This is a genomic window from Pseudomonas putida (assembly GCF_002906855.1).
Lineage (GTDB): Bacteria > Pseudomonadota > Gammaproteobacteria > Pseudomonadales > Pseudomonadaceae > Aquipseudomonas > Aquipseudomonas putida_N.
The window spans coordinates 235402-258239 of record NZ_MINI01000038.1; the positions used below are offsets into that span (position 1 = coordinate 235402).

A 22838-nucleotide genomic window follows, 5' to 3' on the forward strand; every position below is an offset into this window, starting at 1 on the left:
GCGTCCGCCTGAAGAGGTTTCACCATGTTCAATCGCCTCCCCGTCACCGTGCTTTCCGGCTTCCTCGGCGCCGGCAAGAGCACCTTGCTCAACCATGTGCTGCGTAATCGCGACAACCTTCGGGTCGCGGTGATCGTCAACGACATGAGTGAAATCAACATCGACGCCAGCGAAGTGCAGCGCAACGTCAGCCTCAACCGCGCAGAAGAAAAACTGGTCGAGATGAGCAACGGCTGCATCTGCTGCACCCTGCGTGAAGACCTGCTGGAGGAGGTCGCGCGACTGGCTGAGGAAGGCCGCTTTGACTATTTGCTGATCGAGTCCACCGGTATTTCGGAGCCGCTGCCGGTCGCCGAGACGTTTACCTTCCGCGACGAGCAAGGCCGCAGTCTGTCCGACATGGCGCGCCTGGACACCATGGTCACCGTGGTCGATGGCCTGAACTTCCTGCGCGATTATCAGCAAGCCGAAAGCCTGGCGAGCCGTGGCGAGACGCTGGGTGAAGACGATGAGCGTTCCATCAGCGACCTGTTGATCGAACAGGTCGAGTTCGCCGATGTGCTGCTGCTGAGCAAGATCGACCTGATCAGCCAGCACGAGCGCGAAGAACTCACCGCCATTTTGCGCAGCCTCAATGCCCGTGCGCAGATCGTGCCCATGGTCATGGGCCAGGTGCCGCTGGCGCGGATTCTCGATACCGGGCTGTTCGACTTCGACCAGGCTGCGCAGGCGCCAGGTTGGCTGCAGGAGTTGCGTGGGGCGCATATACCGGAAACCGAGGAGTACGGCATCGCGGCGACTACCTGGGAAGCTCGCCGGCCACTGCACCCGCAGCGCTTCTTCGACTTTATCCACAACACCTGGAGCAATGGTCGGCTGCTGCGTTCCAAGGGCTTTTTCTGGCTGGCCAGCAAATTCCAGGAAGCTGGCAGCTGGTCGCAGGCTGGCGGCATGATGCGCCATGGTCTGGCCGGGCGTTGGTGGCGTTTTGTTCCACGGGAGCATTGGCCGCAGGATGAGCAGAGCACGGCAGACATTCTCAAGCACTGGCACTCCGAAACTGGTGACTGCCGTCAGGAGCTGGTGTTCATCGGGCAGAACATCGACTTCGCAAGGTTATCCACAGAGTTGGATGCTTGTTTGCTGAGTGATGAGGAAATGGCGCTCGGGCCGATGGCCTGGCTTCGCCTGCCGGATCCTTTCGGCGCCTGGCATGTCGAGGAAGCAGCATGAGCCCGGCGTTGCGCCCTGTGGATATCCGCCAGGCCTTCGCGGAATCGCCAAAGGTGCTCACCGAGATCTTTCAGGATGGCGTGAACCTGGCCGTCTGGCAGCGCCGCTTGCCAGCACAGGTGGAAGACTTTGCTGCCTTGGTGGTGAGCCTCGGGCAGTCCCTGGCTGACCAGCGCGTACTCGATGTGAGCGAGCACGAACCGCCGCTATTGCCTGACCTGCTGCAGGAGGCTGCGGACCTGCATGGCTACGAGGGCTTTGTGGCCGATGTGAAGTGGCTGGTATCTGCCTACACCTGCCTGCTCGGCGCACGGCGGGTGGGGTTGCGGCTGCGGGTGCTGCAAGGTGCCATGTGCCCGCGCTTCCATGTGGATAACGTGCCCTTGCGCTTGCTGACTACCTACGTGGGCCCTGGCAGCGAATGGCTGGAAGAAGGCGCACTAGAGCGGGTGGGCCTGCACCTGGCACCGGCACCTGTGGATAACATTCGCACCTTGCAGGCGGGTGAGGTGGCTGTCCTCAAAGGGGAAAAATGGCTGGGCAATGAAGGCGCGGGACTTATCCACCGCTCGCCAGCCAGTGGGCAGCGGCGGCTGTTGCTCAGCCTTGACTGGCTGGCATGACGGGGCATAGTGGGGTGAATTCCCCATAGAAGCCCTGGCATGCTGCAGAACATCCCCACCCACGTCATCGCCGGCCCCTTGGGGGCCGGCAAGACCAGCCTGATCCGCCAGCTGATGGCCCAGCGCCCGGCAAACGAACGCTGGGCCGTGCTGGTCAACGAGTTTGGCCAGGTCGGGCTCGATGCGGCGTTGCTCAGCCGTGACGAGGACGGTATCGCCATTGGCGAGGTGGCCGGCGGCTGCCTGTGCTGCGTGAACGGCACTCCGTTCCAGGTCGGGCTTGGCCGCCTGCTGCGCAAGGCTCGGCCCGACCGGTTGTTCATCGAGCCTTCCGGGCTGGGGCATCCCGTGCAGTTGCTGAACCAGTTGCAGCAGGCACCCTGGGTTGGGGTGCTGGCAGTGCAGCCGTTGGTGATGGTGCTGGATGCTCAGGCACTGGCCCGAGGTGAGCCATTACCCGAGGCTCAGCAACAGGCCTTGCAAGCGGCAGCGTTGGTTCTGCTGAACAAGGCCGACGCTGTGGATGAAGATATTAAGTTGTTGATAAATAAAGATTTTTTAAATATCCACAAGGTTTGGACCCGGCAGGGTTTGGTCGAGCTCAACATGCTGCCTGTTTCATCCACAAGTCAAATCAGTGACAGTTCTGTGAATAGCTTGCCTGAAGCAAGTCTATCCACAGCGCCTTCAGCCCTGTGGATAGATCCTTCTCTGCCGATTTGTTCGGCTCAGGAAGGTGAGGGGGGTTGGAGCATAGGCTGGCGCTGGCACCCCAGTCAGCGATTCGAGCCACAGCGCTTGCAGGCGTTTCTCGGGGCCTGGCCATGGCGGCGCGCCAAGGGAGTTATCCACAGTGTCGATGGATGGCAGTCATTCAATGGGCTGGAAGGTGACTTGCCGCAGTGGCAGCCAAGCGGCTGGCGCAAGGACTCGCGCATCGAACTGATCTTCGAGCAGGCGCAGCCAGAGCCGCTGCTAAAGGCGGCTCTGGCGAAATGCCTGATCTGATTGTCAGTTGCGCCAGCGGTTGTGCTCCTGGCGCCACTGCTGCATCTCGATCACATTGTCAGCCCGTGGCGGCGTCTTGATCTCGAACGGGTAGGGTGCCAGTTCAATCTGGGCGCTGTGGGCGCCGAACTGGGTCACGGTCCCAGGGTGGCGTTGTTCCCCGGTCACGGTGAACTCGAAGGCATAGACCCGGGCCAGGCGCTTGCGGCCGTTGGCATCGCGGATGAACGCGATGCGCTTGAGCGCAACGGCGTCATCCAGCAGTTCCAGGTCGAGCTTTGCGCAGTGCTGTTTGACCCGCTCCAGGGCCTTCTCGCGCAGCCCATGGTTGTGCCATAACCAAGCGCCTGCCGTGGCCAACAACATCAGGACGAAGAGATTCTCCAGGGTCAACATTTACGTATGCTCCAAACAGGTCAAACCAGCTTAACTGCGTCCCTGGCCTGTCGTACAGGTGGCAATCGAGTCCATACTGCGCGCTGCACAATCCTTGAAACAGCTTTGGAATCCTCCCGCATGAAACGTACCCCGCATCTGCTCGCCATCCAGTCCCACGTGGTCTTCGGCCACGCCGGCAACAGCGCTGCGGTGTTCCCCATGCAGCGTATCGGGGTCAACGTCTGGCCCCTCAATACCGTACAGTTTTCCAATCACACTCAGTATGGCCAGTGGGCGGGCGAAGTGCTCGCTCCAGCGCAAATTCCTGCGTTGGTGGAGGGTATTTCCAACATCGGCGAACTGGGCCACTGCGACGCCGTGCTGTCTGGCTACCTGGGCAGCGCCGAGCAGGGCCGGGCAATTCTGGCTGGGGTCGAACGCATCAAGGCTGTGAACCCGAAGGCACTGTACCTGTGTGACCCGGTCATGGGCCATGCGGAAAAGGGCTGTATCGTTCCCCAGGAGGTCAGCGAGTTCCTGCTCGATGAAGCAGCCGCCAAGGCGGATATCCTTTGCCCCAATCAGCTGGAGCTGGACAGCTTCTGCGGCCGCCGTGCGCAATCGCTAGAGAACTGCGTCAGCATGGCGCGCAGCCTGCTCGAGCGCGGCCCACAAGTGGTGCTGGTCAAGCACCTGTCGTATCCGGGGCGTGCTGAGGATATGTTCGAGATGTTGCTGGTGACCCGTGAACAGAGCTGGCACCTGCGTCGCCCCCTGTTGGCCTTCCCGCGGCAACCGGTTGGCGTAGGTGACCTGACGTCGGGGATGTTCCTGGCCCGTGTGCTGCTGGGCGACAGCTGGCTACAGGCCTTTGAATTCACTGCGGCGGCCGTGCATGAGGTGCTGCTGGAAACCCAGGCTTGCACCAGCTACGAACTGCAGCTGGTGCGGGCCCAGGATCGCATTGCCCACCCGCGCGTGCGCTTCGAGGCGCAGCGCCTGGCTTACTAGATCGCGTCGGTTTTAAGGTCCTGGTAGCGCTTTTCCAGTTCCTGACGGATCTGACGGCGCTGCTGGCCCTGCAGGAAGCGGCGCTTCTCTTCGCTGGAATGCGGCTGGCGAGGCGGCACCGGCACCGGGCGGCGGTTGTCATCGACTGCGACCATGGTGAAGAAGCAGCTGTTGGAATGGCGTACCGAGCGCTCGCGGATGTTCTCGGTGACCACCTTGATGCCCACTTCCATCGAGGTGTTGCCGGTGTAGTTGACCGAGGCGAGGAACGTTACCAGCTCGCCGACGTGAACCGGCTCGCGGAAGATCACCTGATCGACCGACAGGGTCACCACATAGCTGCCGGCATAGCGGCTGGCACAGGCATAGGCCACTTCGTCGAGGTACTTGAGCAGGGTGCCGCCGTGTACGTTGCCAGAAAAGTTGGCCATGTCCGGTGTCATCAGGACGGTCATGCTCAGCTCGGCGTTTCCAGGTTCCATAGTGTGCTCACGGTGAGATTGCGCTGAATCGGGGCGGGTATCTGCTGACACTTCTGTTTCCCCTCTAGAAGGTTTGCCTTCCTGAATTACGGGACGTTGCCGGACGCTCACTCGTCACGCCAATTACGTCATCAGAAGCGGCTGTTCGGCCGATCTGTTTCTACATATTGCACCGGCTTTTTGCGGCGGGGTGCGATGTTAACCTGAGTACGCCCATGCAACGTGGGCGTTTCTGCATTCAATACAGTATGTACTTGCTGCTCGCTCAGCTTTGCCTTGGCAGAGGAGCGGTCTGCCCGGCATCCAGCAAAGTCGAAAAGGAGTATCGCGCCATGCATGCCATCAGCTTCATCCAGGACCTGGCAGTGATCATGCTGGTCGCCGGTGTGGTGACGATCCTCTTTCATCGCCTCAAGCAGCCCGTGGTACTGGGCTACATCGTCGCCGGCTTCATCATCGGCCCGCATACGCCACCGTTCGGCCTCATCCACGATGAAGACACGATCAAGACCCTGGCCGAGCTGGGGGTCATTTTCCTGATGTTCTGCCTGGGCCTGGAGTTCAGCCTGCGCAAGCTGTTCAAAGTCGGCGCCACGGCATTCATTGCGGCATTCCTGGAAATCGTCCTGATGATCTGGATCGGTTTCGAGATTGGCCGCTGGTTTGGCTGGAACACCATGGACTCGCTGTTCCTTGGCGCGATCCTGGCGATTTCCTCGACCACCATCATCGTCAAGGCGCTGAACGACCTGAAGATGAAGAACGAGCGCTTCGCCCAGCTGATCTTTGGCGTGCTGATCGTCGAGGACATCCTCGGCATCGGCATCATCGCCTTGCTTTCAGGCATTGCCGTCAGTGGCACGGTCAGCTCCGGCGAGGTGTTTTCGACGATCGGCAAGTTGTCGTTGTTCATGATCGTCGCGCTGGTCATCGGCATTCTGCTGGTGCCCCGACTGTTGGCCTACGTGGCGAAATTCGAAAGCAACGAGATGTTGTTGATTACGGTGCTAGGCTTGTGCTTTGGCTTCTGCCTGTTGGTGGTCAAGCTGGAATACAGCATGGTGCTGGGGGCCTTCCTGATCGGTGCGATCATGGCCGAGTCGCGCCAGCTGCTGAAGATCGAACGCCTGATCGAGCCGGTGCGCGACCTGTTCAGCGCGATATTCTTCGTCGCCATCGGCCTGATGATCGACCCACAGGTGCTGATCGACTATGCCTGGCCGATCATGGTCATCACCGTGGCAGTGGTATTGGGCAAGATGCTGTCGTGCGGCATGGGCGCATTCATTGCCGGCAACGATGGGCGTACTTCGCTGCGGGTAGGCATGGGGCTTTCGCAGATTGGCGAATTCTCCTTCATCATCGCGGCCCTGGGAATGACCCTGCAAGTCACCAGCGACTTCCTCTACCCGGTGGCGGTGGCGGTTTCGGCCATTACCACGCTGCTGACGCCTTACCTGATCCGCGCCGCCGATCCGCTGTCACTGAAGCTCGGCAACGTCGTGCCACGGCGCTTGGCGCGAGTGCTGTCACTCTATGGAGAATGGTTGCGCAACATTCAGCCGCAAGGTGAAAGCGCCATGCTGGCGGCAATGATCCGGCGCATCCTGTTGCAGGTGGGCGTCAATCTGGCGCTGGTGATCGCGATCTTCTTCAGTGGCGGTTATTTCGCCGGGCGCATCGGCGATTGGCTCAATGAGTGGGTGACGGATGTCAGCCAGCAGAAGGCGCTGATCTGGGGCGCGGCGTTGCTGCTGTCGTTGCCGTTCCTGATTGCCGCTTATCGCAAGCTCAAGGCACTGTCGATGCTGCTGGCGGAGATGGGGGTGAAACCGGAAATGGCCGGGCGGCATACCCAGCGCGTGCGTCGCGTGGTTGCCGAGGTGATTCCGCTGCTGTCGCTGCTGGTGATCTTCCTGCTGCTGTCGGCGTTGTCGGCGAGCATCCTGCCGACCAGCGAGCTGTTGCTGGTGATCGCAGTCGTAGCGGCGGTGGTGGTGGCGTTGCTGTGGCGCTGGTTTATCCGCGTGCATTCGCGGATGCAGATTGCCTTGCTGGAGACGCTGGAGAACAGCCGCGATCATTCGCACTGAGGGGATGGAGCGGTAGCGATGTCGCCAGGCGCAAAAAGCCTGGCGATTTTAACTACCTTGATGGCACCAAGCCATTTTTCTCCTGTGTGTCAGCTTTCCAGCCACACGTCTCGTGCCCAATGCCACACCGATTCCCAATTGTCCTCGGCGGTAGCCTCTTCTTCCGCAACCCACAGCACCACGGTACCGTCTTCTTCGACGCAGTAGTAGTCGTCGCCGTCTTGGCACAGTGGAATCAAGTCGCGTGGCACGCCGGCATCCCAGGCATTGGCCGCGACATCGGGCAGGTATGTGTGCGATTGGGGATCAGTGACGGTTACCGGCTCCAGCGAACCGTACACGACATCGCTGACGGTCAGCAGAAACTCTTTGAACACGAACGGAATGTTGATGAACAGTTCTTCCTCGATCTCTACCAGTTGGTCTTCGTCGGGAAGCTCCAAGGGCACCGGCACGGGTTCATTGGCTTCACGAAGTTGTTCGATCACTTCTTCCACGGTTTACATCCTCTGACCTTGATGACAACGCTGCGCGTTATACCCTAGTAGCCTGCTTTGGCAAAAGCAAAAACCCCGGGACAGGCCCGGGGTTTTTTGTGCAACGTGCGGCGGTTAACCGTTTTGACGGATACCGGCGACCAGCCAAGGCTGGTTCTCGCCCTGGGCGCGAACCATGTGCCAGCTTTCGCTGAAGGCTTCGCCCTGGTCGAAGCGCGAGGTCTTCGACACGCCACGGAAGGTCAGGGTGGCGTCGGTGCGGTCGGCGCGATCGTCGACACCGTCCAGTTGCACATCGAGGTCATCGATGTAGGTCGACTGGAAGCCATCACCCAGGTCGGCACGCTCGCGCTTGAGGAACTCGAGCATCTGCGGAGTGACGAACTCGGCGATCTTGTCCATTTCGTTGGCATCCCAGTGCTGCTGCAGCGACTGGAAGTGGCTGCGGGCGGCGGCCAGGAAGCTCTGCTCGTTGAACCAGGCCGGTGCGTTGATCACCGGAGCGGCTGCAGCGGCAGGCGCGGCCGAACCACCGAAGATCGACGGCTGGGCAGGCTGCTGGCCATGGGCTTCACGCTGGAACGGCGCGTGGCCCGGAGCGGCCATTTGCGGCTGCTGCTGGCGACGGCGTGCGGCAATGAAGCGGAACACCAGGAAGGCGATCAGCGCCACGATCAGGAAGTCCATGATCTGGAAGCCTTCGAATCCGTCGCCCATGAACATGGACGCCAGCAGGCCACCGGCGGCGAGGCCGGCCAGTGGGCCCAGCCAGCGCGAAGCACCGCTGGCGGCGGCTGGGGCGCGACCTGGAGCGGTCGGCGCGGCGGCAGGCGTGGTTGGCGTAGCCTGGCGGGTCTGGTGGATAGGTGCGGCGCCCGAGCTCTTGCCGCCGCCAAAACGCTTGGCGTTGGCGTCCAGGCTCAGCGTCAGGCCGACGCAGAGCGCCAGTGCGATGCTAAGAAAACGTTGCATAAATGGGATTTCCCCTGTTGTGGATTGCACGCGCGCCATGGTGCACAGGTTCCTGTGCACATGACCAGCGACAAGATGTTTCCAGCTTTTGCCTGAATGTTTCGAGGCTTTTAGATAGCTTCGAGCTTGGCGTACCCCAGCATGAGCCATTTGCTGCCTTCGGCAAAGTTCACCTGCACTCGCGCCTGGGCACCGGAGCCCTCGAAGTTGAGGATCACCCCTTCGCCAAACACGGCGTGCTGCACGCGCTGGCCAAGGTTGAAGGCGGTCTGCGGAATATTGGCATTGGCAAACAGGTTGCTGCTCGTGCTCGTCGAACCGCCGAACGGTCGGCTGACACTGTTGGAAAGGCGTACTTCCTGAACCAGGCCGCTCGGAATCTCGCGTACGAATCGAGATACCTTGTTGTAGGTCTCGCTGCCATAGAGGCGGCGAGTCTCGGCATAGGTCATGATCAGCTGGCGCATGGCACGGGTAATGCCCACGTAGGCCAGGCGGCGTTCCTCTTCCAGGCGGCCGGGCTCTTCCAGGCTCATCTTGTGCGGGAACAGGCCTTCTTCCATGCCGACCAGGAACACGTAGGGGAATTCCAGACCCTTGGCGCTGTGCAAGGTCATCAGCTGGATGCTGTCTTCGTGCTCGTCCGCCTGGGCATCGCCGGCCTCCAGCGAGGCATGGCCAAGGAAGGCCGACAGCGGCGACAGGTCGGCGTCGTCTTCGCTGGTTTCGAAGTTGCGTGCGGCGCTGACCAGTTCCTCAAGGTTTTCTACCCGTGCCTGGCCCTTTTCACCCTTTTCTTCCTGGTGATAGATGATCAGGCCGGACTGCTCGATGGCCGTCTGGGTCATGGTGTGCAGCGGCATGTCCGCGACCTTGCTGGCCAGGCCCTCGATCAATTCGATAAAGGCACCCAGGGCAGAAGCAGCGCGGCCTTTCAACGCCTTGGCGGCCAGCAGCTGGCACATGGCTTCCCACATCGACAGCTGGCTGTGGCGGGCATGCTCGCGAATGGCCTCGACGGTCTTCTCGCCGATACCACGGGGTGGCACGTTGATCACCCGTTCCAATGCCGCATCGTTGCCGCGGCCTTCGATCAGCCGCAGGTAAGCCATGGCATTCTTGATTTCGGCGCGTTCGAAGAAGCGCTGGCCACCGTAGATGCGATAGGGGATGCGTTCGCGCAGCAGGGCTTCTTCCAGCACCCGCGATTGGGCGTTGGAGCGATACAGAATGGCGATATCGCTGCGCGCGTTGCCTTGCTTGATCAGGCTTTCGATAGTCTCGACCACATAGCGCGCTTCATCGTGTTCGTTGTAGGCGGCGTACAGCGTCAGCGGCTCGCCTTCGCCCATGTCGGTCCACAGTTCCTTGCCCAGGCGCCCGCTGTTGTTGGCGATCAGCGCGTTCGCGGCCTTGAGAATGCCGCCGGTGGAACGGTAGTTCTGCTCCAGGCGGATCATCTCGGCGTCGGGGAAGTCGGCCGTGTACTGGTGAATGTTCTCGATCTTGGCGCCGCGCCAGCCATAGATCGACTGGTCGTCGTCGCCCACCGCCATCAGGCTGCCACCGCTTTTGCCGGCCAGCAGGCGCAGCCAGGCGTACTGCACCGCGTTGGTGTCCTGGAACTCGTCCACCAGCAGGTGGCGGAAGCGCCGCTGGTAGTGTTCCAGCAGGCCGGGGTGGTCGCGCCAAAGGTCGAGGGCGCGCAGCAGTAATTCGGAGAAGTCGATGACCCCGGCGCGCTCGCAGGCTTGTTCATAGGCGCTGTAGACATCACGCATGGTCTGCAGGAACAGGTCACCGCTGGCCTGGATATGTTGCGGGCGCAGGCCCTCGTCCTTTTGCCCGTTGATGAACCACTGCGCTTGGCGCGCTGGCCACTTCTGCTCGTCCAGGCCGAGTTCACGCATGACGCGTTTGATCAGCCGCTGCTGGTCATCGCTGTCGAGGATCTGGAAGTTCTGCACCAAGCGTGCTTCCTGCCAGTGCGCCCTAAGCAGGCGGTGCGCCAGGCCGTGGAAGGTGCCCACCCACATGCCGGCCGGGTTGATACCCAGCAACTGCTCGATCCGCTGGCGCATCTCGGCGGCAGCCTTGTTGGTGAAGGTCACCGACAGGATCGAGTGCGGCGAGGCCTGCTCGACCTGGATCAGCCAGGCGATGCGGTGCACCAGCACGCGGGTTTTACCGGAACCGGCGCCAGCAAGCACCAGCTGACGCCCAAGCGTGGCCGCGACGGCCTGGCGTTGGGCATCGTTGAGGGAATTCAGCAGGAGGGAGAGGTCATCTGTGTGCATCCGGCCATTCTAGGGGCAGGCCGGGCAACGGGCAAACGTCTACTGTATAAATATTCACCTCTTGGGCAGTCGCTCATCGGGTTCTGGTCGCCGCAACATTTCAGCTATACCAAATGTCTGAACCGCATGAATGGGAGAAGGATGCCCGACAGCAGTTTGGCCAAGTCTGCCGTTTGTGTAAGATCGCAGCTCGTTTAGTGCCAAACATAACAAGAACACTACAAGAACCAGCGCTATGACCCAGGACTGCACGGCGATCGACGTATCGCTGGAGATGACAAGGAACGTGCGCAGGCAGTTCGCCACTCAGCTCTCTGTCGAGCGAACCCGTCTGCTGTATCAAGGCTCACTGTTACCCACATTGTTCATGCTGCTCAATGGCTTGCTGTGCGCCTGGTTGTTGTGGAACCCTGGGCGTTACCTGCTGGTGGGCGCGTGGCTGGTGTGGGTGCTCGCGCTGGTGGCCCTGCGGGTGATCCAGGTGGCGGCGTTCGACGCAGCCACGGCGCAACGCCAGGCCAACCCCGGCTGGCGCCGCATGTTTCTGTTCGGTTCGGCGTTCAGCGGCTTGACCTTGGCTTGTGCCGCGATCGCGCTGGTGCCGGAAGACAATTTCTTGCAGCAGGCCTGGGTATTCGGGCTGCTGGGGATGGCCACCTTGAGCGCGAGCATTGCCTATGCAGTGAGCCTGCCGGCTTTCCTCAGTTTTGCCTTGCCCTGCCTGTTGCCCCCCATCCTGTTCCTGTTCCACTTCGAGGCGGGGCAGCAGCGCGGTTGGGGCTGGCTCGGCCTGATCCTGCTGGCAGCGCTGCTGGTAGTGGCCTGGCAGGTCAACCGGCTGCTCGACCGCAGCCTGCTGCGGCGTTTCCAGAATCAGGCGTTGAACCAGGACCTGCAACGGGTTTCGGCGCAGAAGGTGCTCGAAGAGCAGCAGCGCCTTGCTGCCACGGTGTTCGAGGCCTGCAATGAGGGTGTGGCGATTCTCAGTGCCGATTTCGTGGTGCTGGCAGTGAATCAGGCTTACTGCCAGATGACTGGCTACAACCGCTCCGAGCTACTGGCGCGCGAACTGTTCGACCTGCCATGCCACAGCGATGCGCGCCGGCACAGCCAGGCCATCGAGTCGGCGCTGGCGCAGCAAGGCGGCTGGCAGGGCGAGCTGGTAGAGGCCCGCAAGCATGGCGAGTTGCACCCGCAAAGGTTGCAGCTGACGGCTGTGCGCGACCCTCAAGGCCATTTGAGCCAGGTAGTCGGCTTCTTCACCGACCTGTCTGCCCGTCGGGCATCCGAGGAGCGCCTGCGCTACCTGGCGCACTACGATGAACTGAGCGGGTTGGCCAACCGCACACTGTTCCGGCTGCGCCTGCAGGAAGCCGCGCAACGTGTGCGCAGCAACGGCCGAAGCCTGGCCCTGCTGCATGTCGATCTGGACCGTTTCAAGCTGCTCAATGAAAGCCTGGGCCATGAACTGGCCGATCAGCTGATTCACAAGATTGCCCGGCGCATTGTCAGCACCGTTCCCGAGGCAGATACCGTGGCGCGGCTTTCCGGCGATGAGTTTGCCGTGCTGTTCGATGGTTATAGCAACCTGTCGAGCCTGGTGCGGGTCACCACCCGCTTGTTGAACAAGTTGCGCAAGCCGCAGCGGCTCGATGGGCATGAGGTCGTGGTCAGCGCTTCGGTGGGCATCAGTGTGTTGTCCGACGCCACGCTCGATGCCGATGCCCTGATCAGCCAGGCCGACATGGCCAAGCAACATGCCAAGCATCTGGGGGGAGACAACTTCCAGTTCTATACCGAGAGCCTGCGCGCCAGCACGCTCGAGCGCCTGCAGCTGGAGAACCAATTACGCAAGGCCATCGAAGAAGAACAACTGATGGTCTATTACCAGCCCAAGCTGTGCCTGCTCAGTGGGCACTTGCATGCCGCCGAGGCACTGGTGCGCTGGCAGCATCCACAGTGGGGCATGGTGCCGCCGGGAGAATTCATTGGCCTGGCGGAAGAAACCGGGCTGATCGCCCCTATCGGTGAGTTCGTGCTCCGCCATGCCTGCAGGCAGGCGCGCGAATGGCTGCAGGAAGGGCTGGAGGTGCGGGTTTCGGTCAACCTGTCGGTCTACCAATTGCGCCAGGGCAAGCTGGTCAGCCTGGTGCGTCAGGTGCTGGAGGAAACCGGGCTCGCGCCTCATCAGCTGGAGCTGGAACTGACCGAAAGCCAGCTGCTGGACAGTGTCGAACACATCATCTCGACCTTCGAGCAACTGCACGCACTGGGGGTGAAACTGGCCATAGACGATTTTGGCACCGGCTATTCGTCATTGAGCTACCTCAAGCGCCTGCCGGTGGACTACGTGAAGATCGACCAGGCATTCATCCGTGGCTTGCACGAGGGTAGTCAGGATGCGGCCATTACCCGGGCGATCATCGCCCTGTCCAGAAGCCTGGGCCTGAAGGTGGTGGCGGAAGGGGTGGAAACGGCCGAACAGTTGGCGTTCCTGCGTGAACAGGAATGTGACGAGGCCCAGGGCTACCTGATCAGCAGGCCCGTCCCGGAGCCTGAGTTCAGGCAGATGATTGCCCGCCCGTGGGGGCATTGAGCGCACCTTTCACTCAGCCATGCCAGTGCCTGCCATGCCTGGCCAGCAGGCTGTTGGCCTGTTCCGGGCCGTTGTTGCCGGCTGCATAGTGGCGGGGCGCCTGGAAGTGTTCTTCCCAACCCTCGATGATCGGGTCGATCCAGGCCCAGGCGGCCTCCACTTCGTCACGGCGCATGAACAGCGTCGAATCGCCCTCCAGGATGTCCAGCAGCAGACGTTCATAGGCGTCCCAGCGGCGCGTCTGGCCAAATACCTGGGCAAGGTTGAGATCCAGATCGACGGGCTCCAGGCGCATGCCCTTGCCGGGACTCTTGGTCATCATGCGCAGGCTGATGCGCTCCTCGGGCTGCAACTGGATCAGCAACTGGTTGACTTGGCCACCGCTGAACAGCTCGTGGGGCACCGGTTTGAACTGGATGACGATTTGCGATGAGCGCCGGGCCATGCGCTTGCCGGTCCGCAGGTAGAAGGGCACGCCGGCCCAGCGCCAGTTGTCAATGTGGGCGTGCACGGCGACGAAGGTTTCAGTGTCGGTGTCGTTGTCGACGTCCTTCTCGAAGTAGTAGGCCGGCACTTCCTGGCCGCCGATGTGGCCGGCGCCGTACTGGCCACGCACGGTCTTGTCCTGCACATCCTGGCCGGTAATGGGCTTGAGGGCGCGCAGGATCTTCACTTTCTCGTCGCGTACGGCTTCGGCCTCGAACTGCGCGGGCGGCTCCATGGCCACCAGGCACAGCAGCTGCAGCAGGTGATTCTGCAGCATGTCGCGGGTCGCCCCGGCGCGGTCGTAGTAACCGCCGCGGTTTTCCACACCGAGGGTCTCGCAGACGCTGATCTGCACATGGTCGACCTGGCCGTTGCGCCACACCGGTTCCAGCAGGGCATTGGCGAAGCGCAGGGCCATCAGGTTCTGCACGGTTTCCTTGCCGAGGTAGTGGTCGATGCGAAACACCTGCGATTCGTCGAACACCGCGCCGATCGCTTCGTTGATGGCGGTGGCAGATGCCAGCGAGTGGCCGATCGGCTTCTCCAGCACGATGCGCGCTTCGCTGTCGGCCAGCCCGGCAATCCGCAAATGGTTGGCGATCGGGACGAAGAGGTTGGGCGCAGTGGCCAGGTAGTAGATGCGGGTCAGCCCTCCAGGCTCGCCGAGGTAGCGCGCCAGGCGGCCGAAATCGGCGCTTTGCGCGGCATCCATCGGGAAGTAGTCGAGACGTGCGGAAAAGCGTTGCCACACATCTTCATCGAAATCGTGGCGGGCGATCTGCGCCCGGCAATGGCGCTCGGCGAGCTTGAGGTATTCGTCACGGCTTATGTGGCGGCGGGCGAGGGCAATGATGCGCACCGCGTTGTTCAGGCGTGCCTCGCGATACAGGTGATAGAGCGCCGGCAGCAGTTTGTGCAGGGCCAGGTCACCGGTACCACCGAACACCAGAATGTCGCAAGGAATAGTCAAACCACCACTCTCCACGTTCGTTTAACTGGGCGGGTTGGCGTCCATGTAGTATAACTACAAGAAAGCTACATCCCGGCCAGCCGATCATAACCGAGTCCAGCCCGTGAATCTGTTGCAACATATCGCCCAATCGCGCCACCTGCTGCGCAAATCGGAACTCAAAGTGGCCGACCACGTGCTGCTAGACCCGGCTGCCGTGATGCACAGCTCCATGGCTGACCTGGCGCACAGCGTGGGTATCAGCGAGCCGACCATTGTGCGTTTCTGCCGGGCGATCGGCTGTTCAGGCTTCCAGGATCTCAAGCTCAAGCTGGCGCAGAGCCTGGCGGCCGGTGCCAGTTTCGGCCAGTTCGCGATTCATGAAGACGACTCGGTTGCCGACTACAGCCTGAAGATTTTCGACACTACCCTGCACACGCTGATGGAAGTGCGTGAGCACCTGGACCCGCAGGCTCTGCAACAGGCCGTGACTGCCATGGCTCAGGCTCAACGCGTGGAGTTCTATGGCTTTGGCGCATCCGGTGCGGTAGCGGCCGATGCCCAGCACAAGTTCTTCCGCCTGCTGCTCAGCGCCGCGGCCTACTCCGACCCGCACATGCAGGCCATGTCGGCGGTGACGCTGAAGCCGGGTGACGTGGCGGTGTGCATTTCCCAGTCCGGACGCTCCAAGGACCTGCTGATCACCGCCAACCTGGTGCGTGAAAGCGGCGCCAACCTGATCACCCTGTGTCCGAGCGCGACGCCGCTGGCGGAGCTGTCGACGGTCAATCTGGCGATCGACGTGCATGAAGACACCGAGATCTACACCCCGCTGACCTCGCGTATCGCTCACCTGGTGGTGATCGACGTGCTGGCCATGGGCGTGGCCATGGCCCGTGGGCCGAGCCTGGTCAATCACCTCAAGAGCGTGAAGCGCAGCTTGCGCAGCCTGCGGTTGTCGCCCAAGTCGATCAAGGCTACCGACGACTGAATCTTTCTCCTGTTCAGGCTTCTTCGCGGGACAGGAAAAGCAGATTTCACGGTTTTGTCACCATTCCACAGCTAAACCGTAAACCCTCAAGGCCAGTCTGAAACTCCCGCATCCTATCTGGGAGACAGGCAATGGCTCGTGACTTCGACGGTACGTACCAACCCAGCGCCAAGGCTCGCAAGCAGCAGGAAAAGGATCAGCGCCGCATGGAGTACCGCCGCGCGATCGAGAGCTATTGCGACCAGCGCCAACTGCTCCGCGATCTGGCCGACTACCCCGAACTGCAAGCACTCACGGTGTGGCAGGCATCGGCGGCAACTTCCCCGAAAAACGCTCAACCAGCGCGCTGATCAGCGCTCGTTCGCTGCGGATGAACGCCAGAAAGGCCAAGGCCACCGGCGATTGTCGCTTGGCCTTGGCCTGCACCACGCACCAGCTGCGGTACAGCGGCAGCTCGTCTACCGGCAGCTCCCTGAGCACCCCCGTGGCCAGCTCCAGGTTCACGGCATGGCGGGTCAACAGGGCAATACCCAGGCCGGCGATCACGCATTCTCGCTGGGCATCGGCCGAAGCGACCTCCAGCGTCTGGGTAAAGTGCACGCGTTTGTCCTTGAAGTACTCCTCGCAGGCCTTGCGCGTGCCCGAACCCTGCTCGCGAACCAGCAAGGTATGAGGCTCCAGGTCCTGCAGGCGCAGGTGTTCGAGCTTGTACAGTGGGTGCTGCGGTGGTGCCACGGCAATGATCGGGTTGTTCAGAAACGGCAGAAATTCCAGGCCCATGTCCTGCGGCACCATCGACATGATGATCAGGTCATCGCGATTGTCGGAGAGCCGACGGATCGCCTGGGCCCGGTTGACTACCGTGAGGGTCAGGTTGACCTCCGGGTGACGCTGCTTGAAGGCGGCGAACAGGTGTGGCACGAAGTACTTGGCACTGGACTCGATCGCCAGTTTCAGCTGCCCCTGCAGTGAGCCCTGCATGTCCGACAGCTGCATGTCCAGGCTCTCCAGGCGCCCGAAGATGTCGTGGCTGGCGCGCTGCAGCGCTTCGGCCGCTTCGGTCAGGTAGAGCTTCTTGCCGACGTACTCGAACAGTGGCTGGCCGATCAGCTCTTCGAGCTGACGGATCTGTAGACTAACGGCGGGTTGCGTCAGTGCCATCTCCTCCGCAGCCCGGCTGTACGAACGCAAATCGCACACCTCGTTGAAGATCTGCAATTGACGCAATGTCATACGCATCAAGGACTTACGCATTTTTGTCGGCTCATCGGCAATACCTTGTTACCGAACTATAAGCTTTTGCTAATACAGCCCCTAACAAATATTGATTTTTGTTTATCGACCTTCAGCGCTAGGGTGAATATGCGACTGGCCAGCAACCTCTGGTCACGCGCCGACCGGTAGAACCGGATCGTCAGTTCCTACGGCTTTGGGAAGACTCCAGTGATAAAAAAAATCCTGATCGCCAACCGGGGTGAAATCGCAGTTCGGATCGTGCGTGCCTGCGCCGAGATGGGTATTCGCTCTGTCGCGATCTATTCCGATGCCGACCGTCACGCCTTGCACGTCAAGCGCGCCGACGAGGCCCACAGCATTGGTGCCGAGCCACTGGCCGGTTACCTGAACCCGCGCAAGCTGGTCAACCTTGCTGTGGAAACCGGCTGTGATGCCTTGCACCCGGGTTACGGTTTCCTGTCGGAAAACGCCGAACTGGCAGAGATCTGCGCCGAACGTGGGATCAAGTTCATCGGCCCGGCCGCCGACGTCATCCGCCGCATGGGCGACAAGACCGAAGCGCGCCGCACCATGATCGCAGCCGGTGTGCCGGTAACCCCGGGCACCGAAGGCAACGTTGCCGACATTCACGAAGCCCTGAGCGAAGGCGAGCGCATCGGTTACCCGGTGATGCTCAAAGCGACTTCCGGTGGTGGTGGCCGTGGTATTCGCCGCTGCAACAGCCGTGAAGAGCTGGAACAGAACTTCCCGCGGGTCATTTCCGAGGCCACCAAGGCCTTCGGTTCGGCCGAAGTGTTCCTGGAAAAGTGCATCGTCAACCCCAAGCACATCGAGGCGCAGATCCTCGGTGACAGCTTCGGCAACGTCGTGCACCTGTTCGAGCGAGACTGCTCGATCCAGCGCCGCAACCAGAAGCTCATCGAAATCGCCCCGAGTCCACAGCTCACCCCCGAGCAGCGCGCCTACATCGGCGACCTGGCGGTGCGTGCGGCCAAGGCGGTGAACTACGAGAACGCCGGTACCGTGGAGTTCCTGCTCGCCGATGGCGAGGTGTACTTCATGGAGATGAACACCCGGGTGCAGGTGGAACACACCATCACCGAGGAAATCACCGGGATCGACATCGTCCGCGAGCAGATCCGCATCGCATCGGGCCTGCCGCTGTCGGTGAAACAGGAAGACATCCAGCACCGTGGCTACGCGTTGCAGTTCCGCATCAACGCCGAAGACCCGAAGAACAACTTCCTGCCCAGCTTCGGCAAGATCACCCGTTACTACGCCCCCGGCGGCCCGGGCGTGCGCACCGACACGGCGATCTACACCGGCTACACCATTCCGCCGTTCTACGACTCCATGTGCCTGAAGCTGGTGGTCTGGGCGTTGACCTGGGAAGAAGCCATGGACCGCGGCCTGCGGGCCCTGGACGACATGCGCGTGCAAGGGGTGAAGACCACTGCCGCGTATTACCAGGAAATCCTGCGCAATCCGGAATTCCGTAGCGGCCAGTTCAATACCAGCTTCGTCGAAAGCCACCCGGAACTGACCAACTACTCGATCAAGCGCAAACCCGAAGAGCTGGCCCTGGCCATCGCCGCCGCCATCGCCGCCCACGCAGGCCTGTGAGGAACCCCATAATGTCCAAGAAAATTCACGTAACCGACACGATCCTGCGCGACGCCCACCAGTCCCTGCTGGCTACCCGCATGCGCACCGAAGACATGCTGCCGATCTGCGACAAGCTCGACAAGGTCGGCTACTGGTCGCTGGAAGTCTGGGGTGGCGCCACCTTCGACGCCTGCGTGCGTTTCCTCAAGGAAGACCCGTGGGAGCGCCTGCGCAAACTGCGTGCGGCCCTGCCGAACACCCGTCTGCAAATGCTGCTGCGCGGCCAGAACCTGCTGGGCTACCGCCATTACAGCGACGACGTGGTCAAGGCCTTCGTCGCCAAGGCTGCGGTCAACGGCATCGACGTGTTCCGCATCTTCGACGCCATGAACGACGTGCGTAACCTGCGTGTTGCCATCGAAGCAGTGAAAGCTGCCGGCAAACACGCCCAGGGCACCATCGCTTACACCGTCAGCCCCGTGCACACCATCGACGCCTTCGTCGCCCAGGCCAAGCAGATGGAAGCCATGGGCTGCGACTCGATTGCGATCAAGGACATGGCCGGCCTGCTGACGCCGTTCGCCACTGGCGAGCTGGTCCGGGCGCTGAAGGCCGAGCAGTCGCTGCCGGTGTTCATCCATTCCCATGACACCGCCGGCCTGGCCGCCATGTGCCAGCTCAAGGCCGTGGAAAACGGTGCTGACCACATCGATACCGCGATCTCCAGCTTCGCCTGGGGCACCAGCCACCCGGGTACCGAGTCGATGGTCGCTGCGCTCAAGGGCAGCGAGTTCGACACCGGCCTGGACCTGGAGCTGCTGCAGGAGATCGGCCTGTACTTCTACGCCGTGCGCAAGAAGTACCACCAGTTCGAGAGCGAGTTCACCGCCGTGGACACCCGCGTGCAGGTCAACCAAGTCCCGGGCGGGATGATTTCCAACTTGGCCAACCAGCTCAAGGAGCAGGGCGCGCTGAGCCGCATGAACGAAGTGCTGGCAGAGATCCCACGCGTGCGTGAAGACCTCGGCTTCCCGCCGCTGGTTACCCCGACCTCGCAGATCGTCGGTACCCAGGCGTTCTTCAACGTGTTGGCCGGTGAGCGCTACAAGACCATCACCAACGAAGTGAAGCTGTACCTGCAAGGTGGTTACGGCAAGGCGCCGGGTGTGATCAACGAGCAGCTGCGCCGCCAGGCCATTGGTAACGAAGAAGTGATCGACGTGCGCCCGGCTGACCTGCTCAAGCCAGAGATGACCAAGCTGCGTGGCGACATCGGCGCCCTGGCCCGTTGCGAAGAAGACGTGCTGACCTTCGCCATGTTCCCGGACATTGGCCGCAAGTTCCTCGAAGAACGCGAAGCCGGCACCCTTACTCCAGAAGCCCTGCTGCCGATTCCCGAGGCCGGTGCAGTGGCGTCCCATGGCGGTGAAGGTGTACCGACCGAGTTCGTCATCGACGTGCACGGTGAAACCTACCGCGTCGACATCACCGGTGTGGGTGTCAAGGCCGAAGGCAAGCGTCACTTCTACCTGTCGATCGATGGCATGCCGGAAGAAGTGGTGTTCGAGCCGCTCAACGAATTCGTCGGCGGCGGTGGCAGCAAGCGCAAGCAGGCCAGCGCACCGGGCCATGTCAGCACCACCATGCCAGGCAACATCGTCGATGTGCTGGTCAAGGAAGGCGACGTGGTCAAGGCCGGCCAGGCCGTGCTGATCACCGAAGCGATGAAGATGGAGACCGAAGTGCAGGCGGCCATCGCCGGCAAAGTCGTGGCCATCCACGTGGCCAAGGGCGATCGCGTGACGCCGGGCGAGATCCTGATCGAGATCGAGGGCTGAGATAAGCCCTCATCTACAAGCGGTTAACCTCTGGGGAGCGGATGCTCCCCTTTTTTTAATTGTATTTAGTGCATTTTATTGCAGATAATGCGAAGACATACTCCGTTTATCTGCACTAAATTGCAGAAATACATGGGAGACTGATGAGGATCTGCACTATGCTGCAGATAGATCATCTGAAGTGATCGACAACATGCAGTAAATTGCAGGTGACCCATGTTCAGACTCACGCTCCAACTCCATGACAAAGGTCGGTGGCATGATGCTGTTGCCATCGCTTTTGCCGAGCCCGAAAAGAGCCTCTCCAGTCCCTGCGATTTTGGATATACATCCGAGTACGTCAAAACCAATCTGGATGCCTATGATAGCCTGTTCTGCCAGGCCGCAAGCGCCAGGCTGCCGGTGGACTTCGGCTCCCATCGTCTGCAGCACGCTCCCGCATTCCTTTACGACATCGCGCCCGCAGGGGCCGCGAAGCGCTTTCTCCTCAGGCATATTGGCCGGGAGAAACCGGAAGGCATGGGTGAGGACCTGTTTTTGCTCGGGCGCTCCACCCCGGCCCCAGTTGGCAATCTGCGCATCAAGGAGTCGGTCGAGCTACTGGACCTTGCGGACCCCATCGGGTTTTCCCGCCAAGACGTCATCACTCGCGATCAACGTTTTCTCGAATACGCCTATGAGCAAGGCGCGGCCATTGGGGGCGCGACAGGCGCCGGCGGCGAGGCGCCAAAGCTGTTGATGACCGAAGGTGAGAACGGCCAGTTGTATCCAGACGCGGTGCTAGCGGATGAACGTGCCCGACGACATTGGTTCATCAAGTTCGCCCGCAATCAGGCCCTGGCCGATGATCAGGACATCCTGCGGACCGAGTATCTCTACTATAAGGCGTTGCAGCAGCTTGGCATCGACACGGTGGCCAGTGAGCACATGGCGCTGGAAGAAGGCAGAAAGCCCAGCCTGTGGATGGAACGCTTCGATCGTCAGGTTTGCGCTCAGGGTGTGCAGCGCTTTGCCGTGGAGTCGGTGTATTCGCTGTGTGGGGTTACCGAGCCAGGTAGCCGGATGGGGCACCGCGATGTAATCAAGGCGCTCGCCGGGCTGTGGAAGATGGCCGGACAAGGCAAAGAGGTGCCTGACCTGATTGCGGATTATCTGCGACGCGATCTGATCAACAAGATCCTGGGTAACGCCGATAACCACGGGCGCAATACGGCGATCATTCGTACCCGCGACACGGTGCGTCTCGCACCTATCTATGACCTTGCGCCGATGGTGATGGATCAGGAAGGGATAACACGAACCACCAAGTGGCCTGCTTCGATCGAACGAGCAGGCGAAATCGATTGGCAGGCGGCCTGTGATGCGCTGGCTGAATTCGTTGATCCGGGCGAGGCTTATCAACGTCTACGGCAGGATGCCCAGCATCTGTTGGCATTGCCGGATATCTTGTCCGGTCTTGGGCTCCCCGATGCAGTGATGAATCACCCGGCGATTGCGCTGGGCAAGCTTGAGCGCCGAATGGCGGAGTGGGGGTTGGCATGACAGTTTCCATCGATGCACGCGGGCTGATGATCGACGGCGTGCGCGAAGGTATTGCCGAAGGCAGCCTTGAACTGGGGGCTGCCGTGCGACGGCTCCGTATGGAGGTGGCGAAGATGCAGCAGACCCAGTTTGCGCGGATGTGCAAGATTTCCGTGCGTACGCTCATTCAGATTGAGCAGGGGGATGGTAATCCCACGCTCAAGTCGTTAAACGCCGTATTTAAGCCATTTGGTTTGCAGATGGGTGTCGTCAGGCGCGTGAGCCAGATCAGGTAATCCTCTCAGGCCGATCACAGGCCCGCTGGTCCGTGATCGATCTCGACGAATCAGCCTCTGCGGCAGTCTTCAAGTGTTCGTGCCTGGCCTTCTGGCTTCTGATTCTCTGCGCTCAACCACCGCTCGAACCCGGCCGCCACCTGTGGCCACTCATCATCGGTAATCGAATACCACGCCGTATCCCGATTGTGGTCCTTCACTACCAGGTGCTTGCGGAACACGCCTTCAAAAGTGAAGCCGAACCGCTCCGCTGCGCGCTTGGAGCGGGCGTTGGCGTTGTTGCACTTCCACTCCAGGCGGCGGTTGCCCAGCTCGAAGCCCAGCTTGCCCAACAGGTAGACAGCCTCGGTACTCTTGGGGGTGCGTTGCATCGGTGCGCCGAAGGCGACGTGGCCGATCTCGATACGGCCGTGGTCGGGCACGATAGACATCAGGGTGAGCACGCCCTGAGCCTGGCCATTGGTGCGATCGACCACGGTGTAGTACAGCGGATCGTGGCTGGCGGCGTTACCTTGCAGCCAGCGGTCGAAGGCCGCACGCTCAGTGAACGGGCCATAGGGCAGGTAGTCCCACAGCACCGGGTCGGAGTCCGGGCCTTGCAGGGCGAGCCAGAGGTCGTCGCCGTGGCGCGCCGGGTCGAGTTTCTCCAGGCGGATGAAGCGGCCGTCGATGGGCTCGGCCTTGGGCGATGCAGCAGGTTTCCAGTTCAGTGTGTCAGTCATGTGG

20 protein-coding genes are annotated in these 22838 nt (G+C 61.4%); 12 read left to right on the forward strand and 8 right to left on the reverse strand.

The window, feature by feature from the left end; genetic code table 11:
• The first annotated feature begins 24 nt into the window (after nucleotides 1–24).
• From zigA to BGP85_RS13570, 3 genes are read left to right on the forward strand one after another with little or no spacing between them, the layout of a single operon-like run.
• The gene (gene zigA, locus BGP85_RS13560; RefSeq protein WP_103448413.1) at nucleotides 25–1233 is read left to right on the forward strand and encodes a zinc metallochaperone GTPase ZigA; all 1209 of its coding nucleotides are present in this window, start codon (nucleotides 25–27) and stop codon (nucleotides 1231–1233) included.
• Complete coding sequence (locus BGP85_RS13565; RefSeq protein WP_103448414.1) at nucleotides 1230–1856, forward strand: DUF1826 domain-containing protein; 627 nt, start codon at nucleotides 1230–1232, stop codon at nucleotides 1854–1856. The genes zigA and BGP85_RS13565 overlap by 4 nt, the downstream gene beginning before the upstream one ends.
• A 39-nt stretch (nucleotides 1857–1895) precedes the next feature.
• A complete protein-coding gene (locus BGP85_RS13570) occupies nucleotides 1896–2864 on the forward strand; it encodes a CobW family GTP-binding protein (RefSeq protein WP_103448415.1) in 969 nt (322 codons plus the stop codon).
• Nucleotides 2865–2867: 3 nt separating this feature from the next.
• Here BGP85_RS13570 and BGP85_RS13575 read toward each other — a convergent pair whose 3' ends face one another.
• A complete protein-coding gene (locus BGP85_RS13575) occupies nucleotides 2868–3260 on the reverse strand; it encodes a DUF3301 domain-containing protein (RefSeq protein ID WP_103448416.1) in 393 nt (130 codons plus the stop codon).
• A 120-nt stretch (nucleotides 3261–3380) separates the two neighbouring features.
• Between BGP85_RS13575 and pdxY the strand changes: the two genes are divergently transcribed.
• Entirely contained in the window at nucleotides 3381–4253 is an 873-nt protein-coding gene (gene pdxY, locus BGP85_RS13580; protein WP_103448417.1) for a pyridoxal kinase PdxY, read from the forward strand.
• Here pdxY and BGP85_RS13585 read toward each other — a convergent pair.
• The gene (locus tag BGP85_RS13585) at nucleotides 4250–4735 is read right to left on the reverse strand and encodes an acyl-CoA thioesterase (RefSeq protein WP_103448418.1); all 486 of its coding nucleotides are present in this window, start codon (nucleotides 4733–4735) and stop codon (nucleotides 4250–4252) included. The genes pdxY and BGP85_RS13585 overlap by 4 nt on opposite strands.
• Before the next feature lie 332 nt (nucleotides 4736–5067).
• Between BGP85_RS13585 and BGP85_RS13595 the strand changes: the two genes are divergently transcribed.
• Nucleotides 5068–6828, forward strand: a complete 1761-nt coding sequence (locus tag BGP85_RS13595; protein WP_103448420.1) for a cation:proton antiporter — start codon at nucleotides 5068–5070, stop codon at nucleotides 6826–6828.
• 89 nt (nucleotides 6829–6917) lie between these two features.
• Here the strand turns inward: BGP85_RS13595 and BGP85_RS13600 are convergent, their stop codons facing one another.
• The 3 genes from BGP85_RS13600 to uvrD all read right to left on the reverse strand — a co-directional run bounded on the left by BGP85_RS13600 (nucleotide 6918) and on the right by uvrD (nucleotide 10594).
• Nucleotides 6918–7325: an SMI1/KNR4 family protein gene (locus BGP85_RS13600; protein WP_103448421.1), complete on the reverse strand. Its 408-nt coding sequence runs from the start codon at nucleotides 7323–7325 to the stop codon at nucleotides 6918–6920.
• Between the two features lie 114 nt (nucleotides 7326–7439).
• Nucleotides 7440–8297, reverse strand: coding sequence for a Tim44 domain-containing protein (locus BGP85_RS13605; RefSeq protein WP_103448422.1), 858 nt, complete (start codon nucleotides 8295–8297; stop codon nucleotides 7440–7442).
• Between the two features lie 110 nt (nucleotides 8298–8407).
• The gene (gene uvrD, locus BGP85_RS13610; protein WP_103448423.1) at nucleotides 8408–10594 is read right to left on the reverse strand and encodes a DNA helicase II; all 2187 of its coding nucleotides are present in this window, start codon (nucleotides 10592–10594) and stop codon (nucleotides 8408–8410) included.
• 367 nt (nucleotides 10595–10961) lie between these two features.
• On the opposite strand from uvrD, the gene BGP85_RS13615 reads away from it, so the two are divergent.
• Nucleotides 10962–13190 (forward strand): putative bifunctional diguanylate cyclase/phosphodiesterase, encoded by a 2229-nt coding sequence (locus tag BGP85_RS13615; protein ID WP_374755327.1) that lies wholly within the window; start codon nucleotides 10962–10964, stop codon nucleotides 13188–13190.
• A gap of 13 nt (nucleotides 13191–13203) precedes the next feature.
• Here the strand turns inward: BGP85_RS13615 and zwf are convergent, their stop codons facing one another.
• Nucleotides 13204–14646 carry a glucose-6-phosphate dehydrogenase gene (zwf, locus tag BGP85_RS13620; RefSeq protein ID WP_103448425.1) on the reverse strand — a complete coding sequence of 481 codons (1443 nt, stop codon included), beginning with the start codon at nucleotides 14644–14646 and terminating at the stop codon, nucleotides 13204–13206.
• 103 nt (nucleotides 14647–14749) lie between these two features.
• On the opposite strand from zwf, the gene hexR reads away from it, so the two are divergent.
• Nucleotides 14750–15616 carry a transcriptional regulator HexR gene (gene hexR / locus BGP85_RS13625; protein ID WP_103448426.1) on the forward strand — a complete coding sequence of 289 codons (867 nt, stop codon included), beginning with the start codon at nucleotides 14750–14752 and terminating at the stop codon, nucleotides 15614–15616.
• A 131-nt stretch (nucleotides 15617–15747) separates the two neighbouring features.
• The gene (locus tag BGP85_RS13630) at nucleotides 15748–15966 is read left to right on the forward strand and encodes a PA3496 family putative envelope integrity protein (RefSeq protein WP_103448427.1); all 219 of its coding nucleotides are present in this window, start codon (nucleotides 15748–15750) and stop codon (nucleotides 15964–15966) included.
• Here BGP85_RS13630 and BGP85_RS13635 read toward each other — a convergent pair.
• On the reverse strand, nucleotides 15908–16870 hold the full coding sequence (locus BGP85_RS13635) for a LysR family transcriptional regulator (RefSeq protein ID WP_103448428.1): 963 nt from the start codon (nucleotides 16868–16870) through the stop codon (nucleotides 15908–15910). The two genes, BGP85_RS13630 and BGP85_RS13635, sit on opposite strands and share 59 nt — an antisense overlap.
• Nucleotides 16871–17059: 189 nt before the next feature.
• Between BGP85_RS13635 and BGP85_RS13640 the strand changes: the two genes are divergently transcribed.
• The 4 genes from BGP85_RS13640 to BGP85_RS13655 all read left to right on the forward strand — a co-directional run bounded on the left by BGP85_RS13640 (nucleotide 17060) and on the right by BGP85_RS13655 (nucleotide 22112).
• Entirely contained in the window at nucleotides 17060–18475 is a 1416-nt protein-coding gene (locus tag BGP85_RS13640; RefSeq protein WP_016489867.1) for an acetyl-CoA carboxylase biotin carboxylase subunit, read from the forward strand.
• Between the two features lie 11 nt (nucleotides 18476–18486).
• A complete protein-coding gene (oadA, locus tag BGP85_RS13645; protein WP_103448429.1) occupies nucleotides 18487–20295 on the forward strand; it encodes a sodium-extruding oxaloacetate decarboxylase subunit alpha in 1809 nt (602 codons plus the stop codon).
• Between the two features lie 216 nt (nucleotides 20296–20511).
• Nucleotides 20512–21837: a type II toxin-antitoxin system HipA family toxin gene (locus tag BGP85_RS13650; protein ID WP_103448430.1), complete on the forward strand. Its 1326-nt coding sequence runs from the start codon at nucleotides 20512–20514 to the stop codon at nucleotides 21835–21837.
• Complete coding sequence (locus tag BGP85_RS13655; protein WP_103448431.1) at nucleotides 21834–22112, forward strand: helix-turn-helix domain-containing protein; 279 nt, start codon at nucleotides 21834–21836, stop codon at nucleotides 22110–22112. Before BGP85_RS13650 ends, BGP85_RS13655 begins: the two co-directional genes overlap by 4 nt.
• 50 nt (nucleotides 22113–22162) lie before the next feature.
• Here BGP85_RS13655 and BGP85_RS13660 read toward each other — a convergent pair whose 3' ends face one another.
• Nucleotides 22163–22834 (reverse strand): GNAT family N-acetyltransferase, encoded by a 672-nt coding sequence (locus tag BGP85_RS13660; RefSeq protein ID WP_103448432.1) that lies wholly within the window; start codon nucleotides 22832–22834, stop codon nucleotides 22163–22165.
• Between the last annotated feature and the right edge of the window lie 4 nt (nucleotides 22835–22838).

Bases quoted from the DNA above. Each gene is read 5' to 3' on its own strand.
- BGP85_RS13565 (WP_103448414.1), top strand. From the start codon at position 1,230: ATGAGCCCGGCGTTGCGCCCTGTGGATATCCGCCAGGCCTTCGCGGAA.
- BGP85_RS13575 (WP_103448416.1), bottom strand. From the start codon at position 3,260: ATGTTGACCCTGGAGAATCTCTTCGTCCTGATGTTGTTGGCCACGGCA.
- oadA (WP_103448429.1), top strand. From the start codon at position 18,487: ATGTCCAAGAAAATTCACGTAACCGACACGATCCTGCGCGACGCCCAC.
- uvrD (WP_103448423.1), bottom strand. From the start codon at position 10,594: ATGCACACAGATGACCTCTCCCTCCTGCTGAATTCCCTCAACGATGCC.
- BGP85_RS13650 (WP_103448430.1), top strand. From the start codon at position 20,512: ATGTTCAGACTCACGCTCCAACTCCATGACAAAGGTCGGTGGCATGAT.
- BGP85_RS13635 (WP_103448428.1), bottom strand. From the start codon at position 16,870: ATGCGTAAGTCCTTGATGCGTATGACATTGCGTCAATTGCAGATCTTC.
- pdxY (WP_103448417.1), top strand. From the start codon at position 3,381: ATGAAACGTACCCCGCATCTGCTCGCCATCCAGTCCCACGTGGTCTTC.
- BGP85_RS13660 (WP_103448432.1), bottom strand. From the start codon at position 22,834: ATGACTGACACACTGAACTGGAAACCTGCTGCATCGCCCAAGGCCGAG.
- zigA (WP_103448413.1), top strand. From the start codon at position 25: ATGTTCAATCGCCTCCCCGTCACCGTGCTTTCCGGCTTCCTCGGCGCC.
- BGP85_RS13585 (WP_103448418.1), bottom strand. From the start codon at position 4,735: ATGGAACCTGGAAACGCCGAGCTGAGCATGACCGTCCTGATGACACCG.
- BGP85_RS13570 (WP_103448415.1), top strand. From the start codon at position 1,896: ATGCTGCAGAACATCCCCACCCACGTCATCGCCGGCCCCTTGGGGGCC.
- BGP85_RS13655 (WP_103448431.1), top strand. From the start codon at position 21,834: ATGACAGTTTCCATCGATGCACGCGGGCTGATGATCGACGGCGTGCGC.
- BGP85_RS13615 (WP_374755327.1), top strand. From the start codon at position 10,962: ATGCTGCTCAATGGCTTGCTGTGCGCCTGGTTGTTGTGGAACCCTGGG.
- BGP85_RS13595 (WP_103448420.1), top strand. From the start codon at position 5,068: ATGCATGCCATCAGCTTCATCCAGGACCTGGCAGTGATCATGCTGGTC.
- BGP85_RS13630 (WP_103448427.1), top strand. From the start codon at position 15,748: ATGGCTCGTGACTTCGACGGTACGTACCAACCCAGCGCCAAGGCTCGC.
- BGP85_RS13605 (WP_103448422.1), bottom strand. From the start codon at position 8,297: ATGCAACGTTTTCTTAGCATCGCACTGGCGCTCTGCGTCGGCCTGACG.